Raw genomic sequence first — 14,945 nt, 5'->3', positions numbered from 1 at the left:
AATTTAAAAAAGATGACTCCTGTTGGATACAGAAATCATCTTCTTGATGTTGCCTAACTTTTTTCAAAATGTCCTTTACAAAGGGTACAGATTAATCTACTTGTACTTTTTTTATACTCTTATTTATTCCCATTTCCCTGGTGAATTATAAATTGCTTGTTGTAAAAACTTAGCGAATTGCCCACGTGTAACGAGCATTTCAGGCTCGAACTTACCATCTCCGGTTCCTACCACGACTTTATTAGACTGCAATGCACTAATTGCATCTCTTGCCCAATAGTTTTCTAGTATATCTGTAAATGTATGCGGATGCTTTGCTTTTAACGTATATGCTTTCGTTAAAATTTGTGCTAATTCTGCACGAGTCAATGTTGCTTTCGGACGGAAATTCCCATTTTCGTCTCCTTTAAAAATACCAAGGCTTGTTAAATGTAAAATTTCGTAAGGGAACATTGTTGATTTCCCACTAATATCTCCATATCGATTCTCTTCAAATGGACTTCTTTTTAAATTGAGTGCGCGATGTAGTACTGCTGCTGCTTGTTCACGTGTTATATTATCTTCTACCCCAAACTTACCGTTTCCATATCCATACATAATACGGTGATATACTAAATTCATAATTTCATTATAAGCCCAATGATCATTTGCTAAATCATCAAATTCTAGCATAATATCAGGTGGAGGTGGAGATTGTTGAATTCCATCTGTATTTGCTGAAACAATATTACCGCTAACAAATATCCCCCCTATTAAAGTTAATGATATCGCTATCTTTAATAACTTTTTCATCTCTCTCATCCGCCTCTTCCTTTATTTTCCCACTTTTATATTGTACGAAAAATAAGAAAATTCTCAATGCGATAGGAGGTAATTTTTCACACTTCATAATACGTATTTTCTTTTACCACCACTTTTTCATCCTTCGTTTTTCGAAAAGTAAATGCCATTCCTACAAATATAAGAATAATCCCTACAATTTGCATACTAGTCGGTCTAAAACCGGTGAAAATCGTATCTAACAAAATTGCAACAGCAGGATCTAAAAACACTAATACAGAAATAAGTCTCGTCGGTAAATCTCTTAAACTGTCAAAAAACAAATAATATACAAACCCAGTATGTATAAGACCTGTCGCTGTGATCATCATCCAGTTCATCTCTGTTAATCCTTGAAATTTCCCAAAATCTACGAATGGTAGCAATAAAAATATGCCTAAAAACGTTTGTAAAAAGGTCATCGCATATGCACTCGTATGCTGAATCCCCTTTCCTAGTAACGTGGTAAAAGCATAAAATAAAGCCGCAAGAAGTGCCCATACCATTCCAGATGACATTAATTTCTCAAGCGACATACTACCGTCCACTCCAGCTACTAACACTGTGCCGATAAAACAAATAACAATGGACATAACAGCAAATACTGTAAGCCTCTCTTTAAATACGATACTACCGATCATTAATACGATAATTGGCGCGAGATGATACACTGAAATCGCAATTGTAATCGACATGAGTTCAAACGCTTTAAATAAAAACACCCAGTTAAAAACGAGAAATACGCCACACGCTAATATTTGCACAATTTCTTTTTTATTCCATTTCTCATTTTTATATTGTCCTGTTGCAAACCAACATAGCGTTAAAAATAAAGTCGCACAAATACAACGAATAAATACTAATTCAAAAGATGGTAAACCCGTTTGGACAGAAAAAAATCCAATCGATCCGAAAATAGACATCGAAAGGATCATTTTTATAGCCGGCATTGATTTTGAATGAAACAAAATATTAACCTCCTAAATATTTAACTGAATATTCTACGTATTATACACTATAATTTTCCAAAACTCGAATCATCCACAATAAAAAGAAGCAGTACACTACTGCTTCTTCTGTTTTTCATATTGTTCAAACGTATGAATTCTTTCGAAAATTGGTGGATGTGTATATAAGAAAAACTTCACTAACGCAGGCGGATTCACTTGGCTTAAACTTGTTTTTGATAAATATTGAAAAGTTTTCACACCTGATTTTCCATCTTTCGTCATGTCTAGAGCGTATTGATCTGCCGCCCGTTCCTCTATACGAGAAACGTAGTTTGTTGCTGGTTGTGCTGCAAAAGATAATAAAGAGGAAATTAAGAAAAATAAAGGTAAAATTGAGAAACATGCTAATTTTGGAATTTGCAGTGTATCTCCCCATTTTCGAATACACATATTTATAATACGACTAATTAAATACATACCTATAAACGATAGCAACACATAGCTCGCAACGCCCCAATATATATGTTTCATTACGTAATGTCCCATTTCATGAGCCATTATAAATAAAATCTCTTTATCTTTTAATTGCTTAAGCGTCGTATCCCACATTACAATGCGAGAGTTAAGGCCAATTCCCGTTACGTACGCATTTAACGAATTCGTTTTTTCCGACATATTTACTTCATATACGTGTTTAGCTGGAATATCAGCTTTATCTGCCATTGTCAAAATTTTCGTTTCTAATTCTTTATTTTTTAGCGTCGAGAAATCATTGTAAAGTGGATCAATAATAACAGGTTGCACGAACGTTAAAAGGATTGTAAATGGTACAGAGAGCGCCCATCCTGCTAACCACCATCTCTTCGGGAATTTACGGATAAGCCATAAAAGAACTGTAACAATGAGTAACATAGTCGCATAATTCACCCAAAAATCGATAACATGATCTTTTATCCAGCTTTGTGTACTTTGCGTGGAAATGCCGTAATCAACGGACACTTTACGCCCGATCCATTGCATCGGTAATGCAAGAACTGTTGTTAGTAGTGATAAATAAAAGAAATAAATCGCAACTTGTAAGACATTTATTTTGGTCGTTTCCTTCGACCATTTCTCAAACTTTTTTGAAATACCGAGCACGAGTACAAATAATAAAATAATCCATTCAAGAGGCGTCGCTAAAAAGAACAGTAAATTTTTCACACGCGAATAATCTTGACTTAGCGTAAGCTCCCTCGCATTCATAAAAGTTTCTGGATCTGCACTCGTTCCTTTATACATGTCCGGAATGAGTTCATGATTCCATCCAAATAAATACCAATATATAAGTAACGCAAACCCAACGTACAAAAAAAGCGACCACCCAATAACTTTCCTCACGCTATTCCCTCCTCTATGCTGCCTGTCTATTATTATTGTAAGTTCGTACATGCTAAATTAGAACAAGCTTATTACGCGAATTGCTCGAGATCCTTTTATTTACATAAAAAAACTCTTCTACAAAAAGAAGAGTTTTACCTACCTCTAGACACTTTCTTCGGTTCATAATCTGGAATAAGAAACGTACTTACACCCCAACATATTAAACCAGCGCCTTTTATATAGCGTATATATTCATAGTCTTGAAATATGACGCGCCCCCTTAAGGAAGTACATCCACTAATAAACTAAAATCTTGCAGAGAAAAAGAACTATATTTCATAATACCTTGCACAGCTAAAAGTAAAATAAGACCGGTCACACACATATAATTAACGCTTTCTTCACTCTTTTTTTCAGCAACTATTCCGCCGCTTATACATAATATTCCTAACAAATGGAGTGCTAAATACATAAAGAAATACGCTTCCTCCCAGCGAAGAATAACATTGACTGTCGTTATTAGCACTATGCTAAGTAAAATCAAATAAAAAAACTTATTTGATGATATTGTTTCATTCATATAATTTTATACATTCCTTTCAAATTTAGAATTAATGATGTTTTAAAGCTATAAAGTAAATGATTGTTTTCATACTATAAAAAAAAAGGAAAGCCACTATTACTTTCTCGAATACTTTATGAACCCACATATACTTCTCTTCATCTTTTCTGAAGATACGCTTCATCATTTCTTCTACAACTAGACCAAATATTAGTAAAACCCCTAACACAATAAGAAGAGAAATAATATTTTCTTTTAAATGAGTACTAGAAAATAAGTAATACTCTGGAAACACAATCGTATCTACTACAGGTTGAAGCCAATGGCAAACGTTTCTATCACATATATCTGTAATAGACGTAGAATCTATAATGTCTTTCAATATTTTTTCAATCGTCTTCTTCATCTCATTTACTCCCCACTACGTCTGAAAAGTTTTTTTCCTGCTCTGCATATATAACTGGCACTTCTTTACTCCAGTATTTACGGTTAACAAATAAAAAGATGAGTACTAAGTTTAATCCCGTTATAAAAATAATAAGTCCTGGAAAGAACGTCGTATAGTGCGAAAAATCGGCAAAACTCATTATCTTTTCTCTACTTACTAAAAAAGAAGAACTAAGCACAAGGGCATTGTTTAACATATGAATAGCAATTGGCATGAGCAAGCTTTTCGTACGAATATATACGATTGATAGTACGACGCTAAACACAACTGCACCAAGGAAATCAACATGTAAGCAAGCAAATAAAAGTGCTACAACGACCATTGCTATACTAGTACCCCATTTTGCTGCAAAACGCTGCAGTAAAAACCCTCGAAAAACAAACTCTCCGACAATAGGCGCGATAAATACAACCCTAATAAATTGAAATACATATCCCCCGGTACTATCTATAATCGGTTCATGCAAGGCATTCATAATAAAATCTGGTGTAATCCATGCAAAGCTGTACATATATAAAATAAGATAGCCGTAACTAAACATACAAAGCATAATCGCGATGTACAAAACTTGCACTAGGTTAAATGTTTCGTTTCTATTAATAAATAATGAAAATGAAACACGATGCTTTCTATATCCGTAAAACAGCCATATTATTGGAAGGATATAAAATATAAGCATATTTATAAAAGATGAATTTTGTATATGAAATGTACTTTCTAGCAATTCATTACTGCTTCGTGCTATTAAAATTAATAGTGCAAATACAATTAAAAAATATCTAGCTCGCATCGTTTGAAACGGATTCACATTCATCTCCTCCCCATGTTACTTTTATCATATCATTTGAATCTTAATTTTTTGTGAAAGAAAACCTTAAAATTTCCTTAAAAATTCCATAAGTTACAAAAAGATGATATGATATTCGAGGAAATTAGGAGGGATTCATATGTATCACGCAAATATTCTACTCATTGATGATGAAACAGCAATTTTACAATTACTAACTACCATTCTTGAAAAAGAAGGTTTTTCTCATATTACAACTGCAACATCTGCGGAAATAGCCTTATCTCTCACCGAGCAAAACAATTATGATTTAATTATTTTAGATGTAATGCTTCCTGGACAATCCGGTTTTGACATTTGTCCAATCATTCGCCAAAAAACGGATTGCCCTATCTTCTTCCTAACAGCAAAAACATCTGATGTAGATAAAATTTCCGGATTTTCATACGGTGCGGATGATTACATTACGAAACCATTTAATCCACTAGAAGTAGTCGCTCGTATGAAAGCTCAACTCCGAAGACATATGAAACAAAATATACAAGAACAAAGAATATACTCCTTTTCTTTTGGGAGATTTGAAATTGATCAACATTCTGCGGAACTAACAGTAGATGGAAACGTTGTCGAATGTTCCGCTCAACTCTTTCAACTACTACTATTCTTTTGTGAGAATCCGAACTACGTATTTTCGAAGGAAGAATTATATGAAAAAGTTTGGGGAGCACCTGCCTATAATGGAGATGATAATACTGTTATGGTTCACATTCGAAAACTACGTGAAAAAATTGAACAAGATCCAAGTAAACCAGAATACATAAAAACAGTTCGTGGACTTGGCTATAAGTTCATTACAAAGTAGGTTAAAGATATGAATTTTAATAAACGACTTATAATCCAGTTTATTTTACAACACGTTTTTGTCTTAGTTACGTTACTTATCGCAGTAATTGCCTCTTTTTCTTATTTAATTTTTCTTCTTAATAGTACTTTATATGAACCTAATATTTCTGATTATGATACCTTTACAATCTCCGAATATATTTCTTCTGAAGACAATAACATTACTTTAAAATCTGAGGTAAAAGATTTAATAACAGAAAAGAGTGATTGGCTTCAAATTGTAGATGAAGATGGAAAGGTCCTTTACAACTTTAATACGCCTAACGATGTTCCGACCTCTTACACAAAGACATCCTTACTTACGTATTTACAGAATAGCAACAACAATATTTATAAATTTAACTATTGGGAAATTAAATTAGAAAAGAAACCAGTGATCGTTATTTACGGTGCCAAACTAAAAAGTAATGCATTACTAAAAACGATACAACAAGGACACCCTTCTTTATCATTAAATGAATTTGCATTAACTGAACAAGAAAAACAATTACTTTCTAAAGAAAAAGCAACACTGCAAATATTTAATAACAATGGCGAAGAAGTTTTTTCCTATCCAACTGGGAAGAAAAAAACATTTTCGGCTATAAAAACGGCTCTTAATGAAAAAGAACCGTGGAATTATAAAGAAAATACATCTAGTTTTTACGATTCAAATAGCGGTCATCTCGTCGTTGTATCCGCCCCAAACGCTCATTATTATCCAGATGATGTATTAGATGATGTATTTACCAAGAAACTTCTAATCGGATGCAGCTTAATCCTCCTTATTGTGTTTGTTTATTTAGTCATTCTTTCAATTTGGTATGGAAATAAGTTTGGAAAGCCTTTATTACACACGATGCGCTGGCTTAAAAACATAGCCGGAGGAAAATATGAAGAACCTGTTAGTAAAAAAGGCAAACCTGTTCGGTTTCGGCGCTCTGGTAAAGAAAAATGGTCGTTCCGTATATTCAAAGACGTTACAAACTCACTAGAGCACCTTTCTATTACTTTGAAAAAGAACGATGCAATGAGAAAAGTACTGCAACAAACACGTGAAGAGTGGATTACGGGCCTGACGCATGATCTAAAAACACCGCTTAGCTCTATATACGGCTATGCATTATTACTAGAATCGAAGCAATATAATTGGACGGATCAAGACATTCAAAAATTTGGCCATGTAATGAAAGAAAAATCTCAATATATGACTACATTAATTGACGACTTAAGTTTAACATATCAATTAAAAAATGATACTCTTCCTGCGCAACACGTAAATGTTGAAATTAATCAGTTCGTCCGAAAAGTACTATTACAATTTATTAATAACCCGACACTACAAAATCAAAACATTGAATTCGTGCCAAGTTCAAGCAAAATCCAATATTTTATTGAAGAAAAATGGTTCCAACGTATTATCGAAAACCTACTCGCAAACGCTGTAAAACATAATAATGAAACGACAAACGTAATCGTAAAACTTTCGCAAAATGCAAATTCATTTACACTATCTATTTCAGATAATGGAAAAGGCATGGATGATAAAACGAAAGAACTTCTATTCGAGCGATATTACAGAGGAACGAATACAGAAGAAAGCAACATCGGAACTGGACTTGGTCTCGCCATTACAAAACAGCTCGTTCATGCCCATAACGGAACGATTTTCATTGATAGTGAACTTGGAAAAGGAACGACGATTATACTTGTGTTTCCGTTTAGTTCGTAGAAAAGGCGCTTTTATAAAGCACCTTTCTCTTTTCGGAGCAGCGCGCTAGTAAATGAAATTATATCGACTTAACTATAAAATACAACAATAGTAGCAACCTATTAATAAAAGAAGACCGTCCAAAAATACCTTTTGAACGGTCTTTCTTTCTATTATTTCTTCTTCACTGGTATCCAAAGCTCAACTTGAGCAAACTCACTCTTATCTGCATGGCAACGCTCATCGTATTGTTCAAACTCTGTAACTCCGCAATGTTCATATCCTGAATGCGGGAACCATTCTGAGAATACAGCATTCCACGTTTGGTGAATAGACGATACCATTTCTTCATGAGGAACTTTCGGCGTTGTAAATACTGCATATGTTGCGGATGGGAATGTACGCTTTGCAACTTCATTTGGTACATTTTCAAAGTCTGTAACTTCCATTCCAATAATATAAGTGAAGTCCCCTGTTTCTAAATTAAAATCAGTACATAATCCTAGCTCTACCCATTGGCTCGTATCTTTACGATTCGGAATCGTCGTTCCAAGATCTTTTTGTAAATATTCTTCCCAAAATGCTGGGATATCTTGATGGTTTTTTCCTTCTTTACTTGTCGTCTTCAGCTCATAACCCGCCATTAAAAATTCTGGTTTATTTACAATACGATATTCCATTTGTATGCCCCCTAAATATGGATTTAATTTTCTTTGTTTTACATTCACTCTATAATACATTGGTGTTTCAATTTCTTGTTTTCGATATTCACTTGGTGTCATTTGAAATAATTTTTTAAAGGCTCTCGTGAACGTTTCGTGAGATTGAAAGCCATGCTCAAATGCGATATCAATAACTTTTTCATCCGTATGAGAAAGTTGATAAGCTGCCCGGGCTAACCTCCTCTTTCGAACATACTCCATTACTGTATCGCCTACTAACGCCTGGAATACACGATGAAAATGCGACTCAGAAAAACCTGCAACACGTGCTAAATTACGCAGCGTTTGTTTTTCCATTACATCTTCCTCAATATAATCAATTGACCTTTGAATTTGTGCTTCATAGCTTTCCATCTCTGTTCACCCGCCTTATATGTATTATGATAAAAGAGAATCCTATCCAATTCTTGACGTTTTTTACTATAATTTCGTAAAAATTGTAACTTTTTTATATGTATTTCGTTGTTATGTATGAAGGGAGGGAAATGTAGTGAAACGTAAACAATCATTAGAAGAAATTTACTCAGAGCATATGCAAGATTTATTTCGCTATCTTCTCTCCCTAACCGGAGATTCTCATAGTGCTGAAGATCTCATGCAAGAAACATTTTATCGAATGCTCGTCCATATTGACTATTATAAAGGAGAAGAAATTAGGCCGTGGTTATTTACAATCGCCTACAACGCCTTTATCGATTGGTACCGAAAAGAAAAGAAGTATAAAACAACGCAAATTGAAGAATTCCATTTACCAAACGTGCCAAGTACAGAACACTCTTATTTCGTAAAACATGAGATTGCTAGTTGGTTACAAAGTATATCCTCTCTTCCGCTCGAAAGACGAAATGTGTTACTACTACGAGATTACTACGGATTCTCTTATAAGGAAATAGCAGAAATGACTGGTCTCTCGTTAGCAAAAGTAAAAATTGAATTACACCGAGGACGAAAAGAAACGAAAAGCATAAAGGAGTGATCAGGATGGGTTGTACAGAGTTTAAAAAACTGTGGGAAAAGTACGAAAACGGAACGCTCACGCATGATGAACAAGAGCAGTTAGAAAGTCATATTGAGACATGTGAAGAATGTGAAGTTTACTTAGATGCGTTGCTTTCGAAAAGTGAACCAATAAAGAAAAGGTTACCGCCACAAAATTTGAAAGTCCCGTTTTGGAGAATAAAGTGGAAACATCGCTTACAGACGCTTGGTTTCATCCTATCCATTTGTATCGTTATATATATAATCGGTGGAATATTATCTGCCTTTTATTTTCAATCTAATAACGATAAAAGGTTAGAACAAATACGAAGCGTTCCCTCTCTTGCACTTGAAGCAACTATCCCAAATAGCCGCGTTATGGGGGGCGGAACAAGTGTAGAAGCTTTTTTCCGTACGAACAGCAGCTTCGATTTAGTAAGAACCGTCGGTAAAAAAGAAATGCCACTCGGTACAGTAGAAACAAAAAGCTTCTTATCATCTGTAGATGTCACGAAACAAACTTGGATGAATCCGTTCTATCAACCAAAACTCTTCTTTGTTCATCCCAAAACAAAGCAGGGTGATTATTTAAAGGATTCCTCAAAAAAAGTATGGGATACACTTGCAAAAGTACATGATGGAACCGTTGCAGAAGTAGCAATTTCTTTTGATAAAACTTACACTTTAAAAGAATTAGAACCGCTTTTATATAGCATATTCGAAGCACAAGAACTCCCTCCAACTCCTGTATGGTACGCTTTAGATACAGGACAAGAAAGAAAAAATGTAGATGACTATATCTTACATGGCGGAGAAGCTATAGGATTCCCAGAACATGTAAGATTTCTAGGTAGTAACGCAGACAAGTACAAAACGCCAGAAGATCAAGTAATCGAAATGATGCGCGTCCTTTCTATCCATAAAAAAACGGTAAGTAAAATAGCAGCACTTCCTGAGAAAGAACTAAACTTAGATAAACGTTATAAATATGTAAAAGATAACGGCGTAAAAGTATACGGCATTGTCATTACTGGGCCGTCGAAAGAATTATTAAAATTACAAAACTCCCCGCACGTACGTTATGCGACTCTTGGAGATATTGAGGTTTGGAATTGGTTTGATTAGTGAAAATGAAAAGGTTGTGTAGAAAATAGCAGCTATTTTCTACACAACCTTTTTAATAATTTAAAACCTATATTTCACTAACAGAATCCGTGAATAAAGCGTGGAATACGTTAACTTCCCCCATACGTAAACATTCTGTTTCTATATCAGGAATTGCAGTTCTAGCAACCTCTCGTTCTACTCTTACAAATCCTTTTGTATTCATTAGTTTCTCAAATTCACAAATGGTATCCATTTCTACATCGATTGTTTCAAAAGTCCATTCCCTTACATCTTCATCATATGTTGTTTTTAATACGTAGTAATAATAATATTTATCAAGTAAGCTAACAAAAACCCCTAAATCAAGGCGCTCACCTCTTGATTTTCGTATCCAATCAATATCATCATTTAACATCGGTTCTTTTCCATTTAGTAACACATTATATTCTAGACAATTATATAGGTTTAAATCTGTATAGTCTGACACGTGATAATCACAAAATGTTGACTCGATTAAAGACAAAATTTCCTTTTGAGAGCTTTCGTTTTTTATAAAACTCTCTTTCAAGTCTACAAACTTTTTATGTTCTTTGGACTCCTCGTACAATCCTTCTTCTTTCACAATATTTTTCGGAAAGAATTTGTAAACTGTTTCTTTTAATTCATTCATCATTTCAGGTTTTGCCGTTTTAACCATTCTGTAAATCCTCCTATGCTAAAAAGAATTCTCACCGCAATAAAGAATCATACCCTAAATATGTTATTAATTAACAAATAAATTATATTAAAATAAGCAATATGATTCAATTCTGTTTTTTAAAATTTTTTCTGTTATAATGGCTGATTCCGAACATTACGTTTATCATAATATGAAAATTACAACAAAAAACGACAAAAACCTTTAAATTACCTTAAAAAATATAACAATCCATATATAAAGAACGAAAGATTCTAAAGCGATTATTGAAAAATATATTATTTTTATCACATTAAAAATTAGTACTTTTTTCACAAATTATTTTCAATGGAAAACTTTATAAAATTTATTTTTTACTATAAAAGGTATTTCTCTGGTAAAATATTATAGTCTCGTAAAAATGTAACACATTTCCATACGAACAACCCTTTAAAGCGAAAAGGTGTCATCATAATTGATGACACCTTTTCCTATTACAAATAAACTAATTAGAAATCACTTTCACATACATCCCTCTTATCGCCTTTTCATAAGCGATATCGCTCATCTGTCTTATTTTTTCCGATACAACAGACGATCGAACAACTTCACCTTCACGAAGTAATGGAGGATCAATAAGACGCACTTTATTTTTCTGATGTAGATCATACTCATTTCTATCTTCTTTTACTTCTATACTTGGATGAACTTTTCTTAATAAAGCATCTACTTCTTGATCTTTACATAGCCGCAATTTCGTAATAAGCTCATGATCTTCAAGAAGAAAATCATCTGGATGGATTATCTTTTTATGAAGAGCTAATTTTAACGTTTTAGCTAACATATCGTTTCCATAAATATTCATTGGTTTCATAAAGAAATCAATTACTTCTTTGTAATACGTCTTCGTAAACCACTCTGCCATTTCGATACTTTGAAGAACCATTTTCCCATCTACTTCGATTAAGTCCTCTAAAAAACTATGAACTTCTTCTAAAGAAATATATCCATATGTAAACATATCCCGTAATGTGTAATCCACTCGGTCTGCACATAATTCTGGCGCAGATCTTTCAAGTAATGTCCACTTCGAATCATCTAACAAAATATCTTCATAGTTATAACCATGTTTTGAAAGAATCGCCGGAATTTCCGAGTTTTTCACGACAGCACTAAATATTTCTTCATGATAACTTTCATTTTCGTTATCAAAAACATAATCAATCACATGAGAAAAAGCAGTATGCGATACGTCATGCAGTAAACCAGCAATCTGTTCTTCTACTGAACCACCAAGCTTTTTAATTAACAACATAGCACCAACTGAATGATCAAAACGTGTTACATTCCATTTCTCATTCATTAAGTAACTTGCTCCGGCTTGATGAACCCCTTTCAGCCTTTGCACAGGTTTACTTAAAATTAATTCTTCTAACACTTTATCTACTTTAAACTCACCGTATATGACATCTGATATGATCACTTAAAATCCCCCTTTTTAAGCAGCGTCTTCTTATAGTATCTCTTTTTCCAAGTAGAGTAAATACGGACATTCCGCCCTTATATATCTATAATTAAAAATATATTGATTTTACGTTTATTTTTAATTATATTATAAATGTCTGTTATTCGTTTTAATTCATTTTTTTATTGAGCGCTCCTTATATGGAGCCTTTTTTCATTTTTAAAAATAGAGAGCACTCAGCTCTCTATTTCATAATCCTATTCAAATGTAACTTCAACCTGCACGATCTCAGATCTACTTCCCAGTCTAAGCGGTGGTCCCCAGAATCCAAATCCAGAAGAAACAATTGCGTGGAATGCACCTTTTTGTACGTATCCCCAGTCTAGTTCGTACATTCTTCTCGTCACAATATGGTTCGGCGCCATTTGTCCGCGATGCGTGTGACCGGATAATAATAAATCAACGCCGGCGTCCGCTGCTTGTTTTAATTCAAATGGTTGGTGATCCATTGCGATAACAGGAAGCGATTTATCTACCGTACTCATTAGATTTTCAAAGCTTTGACGATCACGCTCTGTTTTATCCCTTCTTCCGACGAGATAAAAATCATCTTCAATTGTAATGACTTCATCTAAAAGAATACGAATATCAATCTTATCCATCTCTTGTAAAAACTCAGGAACAGCTCTGCCGTAATATTCATGATTTCCTAACACACCATATACGCCTAATGGAGCTTTCATCTGTTTCATGATTGGTCCCATATTTTTTTGAATGAACACACCTGGATGATCGTCGATAATATCACCAGGCAGTAAAATAATATCGGGCTCCATTTCATTTACATGACGAACGAGTCTCTTTAAATGAGCAACTCCAGACAGTTTACCGAAATGCATATCAGAGGCCATCGCAATGCGTAAACTTTTACGCCCTTCTACTTTTTTCGGTATGTGCACTTCGTACTTTCTTACTACTGGACTATATGCGTTGAATACTCCATACGCAAAAATAAAGATGAACGCAAGTAACACGACCGATCCTGTCCAAACAATTGCCGTCTCTTTCTCCACTGAAAACTGTAATAATAAGACGGCAATATCGGCTAACGGCAATAACATAAGCGCGTATTGTATAACCGCAAACCAAATTGAACCGACCGTTCGCAGGAAAGGAAGGAATTTAAACACTTGTACGAGAATGTACGCATATGAAATGAAACCAACTACGAAAGCGTAATATCCCCAAGATTCCCAGCCGAACACCGCATGAAGCCAAACCCATCCGTTCCAGCCGATGTAAAACATAAGTAGTGTGTATACAAGTAACATAGTAAATATATTGAAATAACGAAGATTCTTCACAATCAGCCTCCTTAATAATTTCTTCTATTATATCTTGTTATGCACGTTTAACGTAAATATTAAGCACAGCAATCTTCACAATAAAAACCTCTAACTGCTAGATGCAAACCTAACAATTAGAGGTGCAATTCAAGACAACATTACTTTTACAGATTTTCGTTATAGAAACTTGTTAATTTTTCAACTGCTATTGTCACTGGTTCTGGTTGGTCGTATAAATCGTAATGACTCACATCTTCCACAACAAGTAAATCTTTTTTCTCGGAAGCAGCTCTCTCATAAAGCTCATGACCATCTTTATAAGAACCGAATGCACCTTGCTTGCTACCGACAATAATTTGCAACGGCTGTGTTAATAATGTATCAGCTAAATGGAACGCATCAAAACCAATTACCGATCCCATACTCGTAAAGTTTAACTTATTTGGAGAGTTAGCACTTTGCCCTCGCGGTGTTGTATAGTACTCAACTGCTTCTACAATATCTATATCCGTCATACTTGCTGCCTTTAATTCCTCCTGATTTTTAGGAATCCAGTTTGTAATCATCGCTTCTGCTCCGCGTGCTTCAGCAGTACGTTGTTTACCAATTGCCTCTAACACCCCAATCGGATCAACTTCACGATTTAATCGCCCAATATTTGCACCAACAACTGTGCCGACTGCTTTAATACGGCGCTCTGTCATCGCAGCATTTACCGCATAACCTCCGCCTGCACAAACGCCTAACACACCGATACGTTCTTCATCTACATAAGGAAGAGTAGTTACATAATCTACCGCTGAGCGAATATCTTCAACTCGCGCAGCTGGTTCTTCAATATATCTCGGTGCCCCTTCACTTTCACCTTGATATGACGCATCAAACGCAAGTGTTACATAACCTTGTTCTGCTAACTTCTCCGCATATAACCCTGCTGTTTGATCTTTACAGCTACTACCTGGATGCACACAAACAATCGCCGCATTTTGTTTCTTTTCCTCAGCACCTACAGGAATATTTAAAACACCTGCAACTTGTAATCCTTTTGCATAAAAACGTACATTTCTCTTCGTAACTGCCATATATAAAACCACCCTTACTTTATTTTTAATTTACACTTGTGAGATTTA

The 14,945-nt window shown here is 34.5% G+C and carries 15 protein-coding genes; 4 read left to right on the top strand and 11 right to left on the bottom strand.

Annotated features, from left to right (window positions below; genetic code table 11):
• Positions 1–123: 123 nt before the first annotated feature.
• The 6 genes from ABH960_RS21505 to ABH960_RS21480 form a co-directional block, all read right to left on the bottom strand.
• On the bottom strand, positions 124–801 hold the full coding sequence (locus ABH960_RS21505) for an S-layer homology domain-containing protein (RefSeq protein ID WP_404448340.1): 678 nt from the start codon (positions 799–801) through the stop codon (positions 124–126).
• 77 nt (positions 802–878) lie between these two features.
• Positions 879–1,787 carry a DMT family transporter gene (locus ABH960_RS21500; protein WP_219301603.1) on the bottom strand — a complete coding sequence of 303 codons (909 nt, stop codon included), beginning with the start codon at positions 1,785–1,787 and terminating at the stop codon, positions 879–881.
• A gap of 96 nt (positions 1,788–1,883) precedes the next feature.
• Positions 1,884–3,149, bottom strand: coding sequence for a M48 family metallopeptidase (locus ABH960_RS21495; RefSeq protein WP_404448337.1), 1,266 nt, complete (start codon positions 3,147–3,149; stop codon positions 1,884–1,886).
• 262 nt (positions 3,150–3,411) lie between these two features.
• On the bottom strand, positions 3,412–3,711 hold the full coding sequence (locus ABH960_RS21490; protein WP_001006046.1) for a hypothetical protein: 300 nt from the start codon (positions 3,709–3,711) through the stop codon (positions 3,412–3,414).
• 31 nt (positions 3,712–3,742) lie between these two features.
• Positions 3,743–4,099 (bottom strand): hypothetical protein, encoded by a 357-nt coding sequence (locus ABH960_RS21485; RefSeq protein ID WP_404448335.1) that lies wholly within the window; start codon positions 4,097–4,099, stop codon positions 3,743–3,745.
• A gap of 1 nt (position 4,100) precedes the next feature.
• Positions 4,101–4,949 carry a CPBP family intramembrane glutamic endopeptidase gene (locus ABH960_RS21480; RefSeq protein WP_404448333.1) on the bottom strand — a complete coding sequence of 283 codons (849 nt, stop codon included), beginning with the start codon at positions 4,947–4,949 and terminating at the stop codon, positions 4,101–4,103.
• A gap of 139 nt (positions 4,950–5,088) precedes the next feature.
• Between ABH960_RS21480 and ABH960_RS21475 the strand changes: the two genes are divergently transcribed.
• Entirely contained in the window at positions 5,089–5,790 is a 702-nt protein-coding gene (locus ABH960_RS21475; RefSeq protein ID WP_002064182.1) for a response regulator transcription factor, read from the top strand.
• Between the two features lie 9 nt (positions 5,791–5,799).
• The gene (locus ABH960_RS21470) at positions 5,800–7,542 is read left to right on the top strand and encodes an ATP-binding response regulator (RefSeq protein WP_404448331.1); all 1,743 of its coding nucleotides are present in this window, start codon (positions 5,800–5,802) and stop codon (positions 7,540–7,542) included.
• A 152-nt stretch (positions 7,543–7,694) separates the two neighbouring features.
• Here the strand turns inward: ABH960_RS21470 and ABH960_RS21465 are convergent, their stop codons facing one another.
• Positions 7,695–8,597 (bottom strand): AraC family transcriptional regulator, encoded by a 903-nt coding sequence (locus ABH960_RS21465; RefSeq protein WP_404448329.1) that lies wholly within the window; start codon positions 8,595–8,597, stop codon positions 7,695–7,697.
• A 136-nt stretch (positions 8,598–8,733) separates the two neighbouring features.
• On the opposite strand from ABH960_RS21465, the gene ABH960_RS21460 reads away from it, so the two are divergent.
• Together ABH960_RS21460 and ABH960_RS21455 are read left to right on the top strand one after the other, a co-directional pair.
• A complete protein-coding gene (locus ABH960_RS21460; RefSeq protein ID WP_002125854.1) occupies positions 8,734–9,219 on the top strand; it encodes an RNA polymerase sigma factor in 486 nt (161 codons plus the stop codon).
• Between the two features lie 5 nt (positions 9,220–9,224).
• Positions 9,225–10,346 carry an anti-sigma factor gene (locus ABH960_RS21455; protein WP_404448327.1) on the top strand — a complete coding sequence of 374 codons (1,122 nt, stop codon included), beginning with the start codon at positions 9,225–9,227 and terminating at the stop codon, positions 10,344–10,346.
• Between the two features lie 67 nt (positions 10,347–10,413).
• Here ABH960_RS21455 and ABH960_RS21450 read toward each other — a convergent pair whose 3' ends face one another.
• The 4 genes from ABH960_RS21450 to ABH960_RS21435 form a co-directional block, all read right to left on the bottom strand.
• Positions 10,414–11,025, bottom strand: coding sequence for a hypothetical protein (locus tag ABH960_RS21450; protein ID WP_061674920.1), 612 nt, complete (start codon positions 11,023–11,025; stop codon positions 10,414–10,416).
• Positions 11,026–11,509: 484 nt separating this feature from the next.
• Entirely contained in the window at positions 11,510–12,487 is a 978-nt protein-coding gene (locus tag ABH960_RS21445) for an HD domain-containing protein (RefSeq protein WP_404448325.1), read from the bottom strand.
• A 239-nt stretch (positions 12,488–12,726) separates the two neighbouring features.
• Entirely contained in the window at positions 12,727–13,833 is a 1,107-nt protein-coding gene (locus ABH960_RS21440) for a metallophosphoesterase (RefSeq protein ID WP_404448323.1), read from the bottom strand.
• A 146-nt stretch (positions 13,834–13,979) separates the two neighbouring features.
• On the bottom strand, positions 13,980–14,897 hold the full coding sequence (locus tag ABH960_RS21435) for an alpha/beta hydrolase (RefSeq protein WP_404448321.1): 918 nt from the start codon (positions 14,895–14,897) through the stop codon (positions 13,980–13,982).
• Positions 14,898–14,945: the final 48 nt, after the last annotated feature.

It is taken from the genome of Bacillus sp. RC252, from assembly GCF_044909215.1.
Classification (GTDB): Bacteria; Bacillota; Bacilli; order Bacillales; family Bacillaceae_G; genus Bacillus_A; species Bacillus_A mycoides.
The sequence above is the reverse complement of the archived record's forward strand: the minus strand, read 5'-3'. Positions and strand labels throughout refer to the sequence as shown.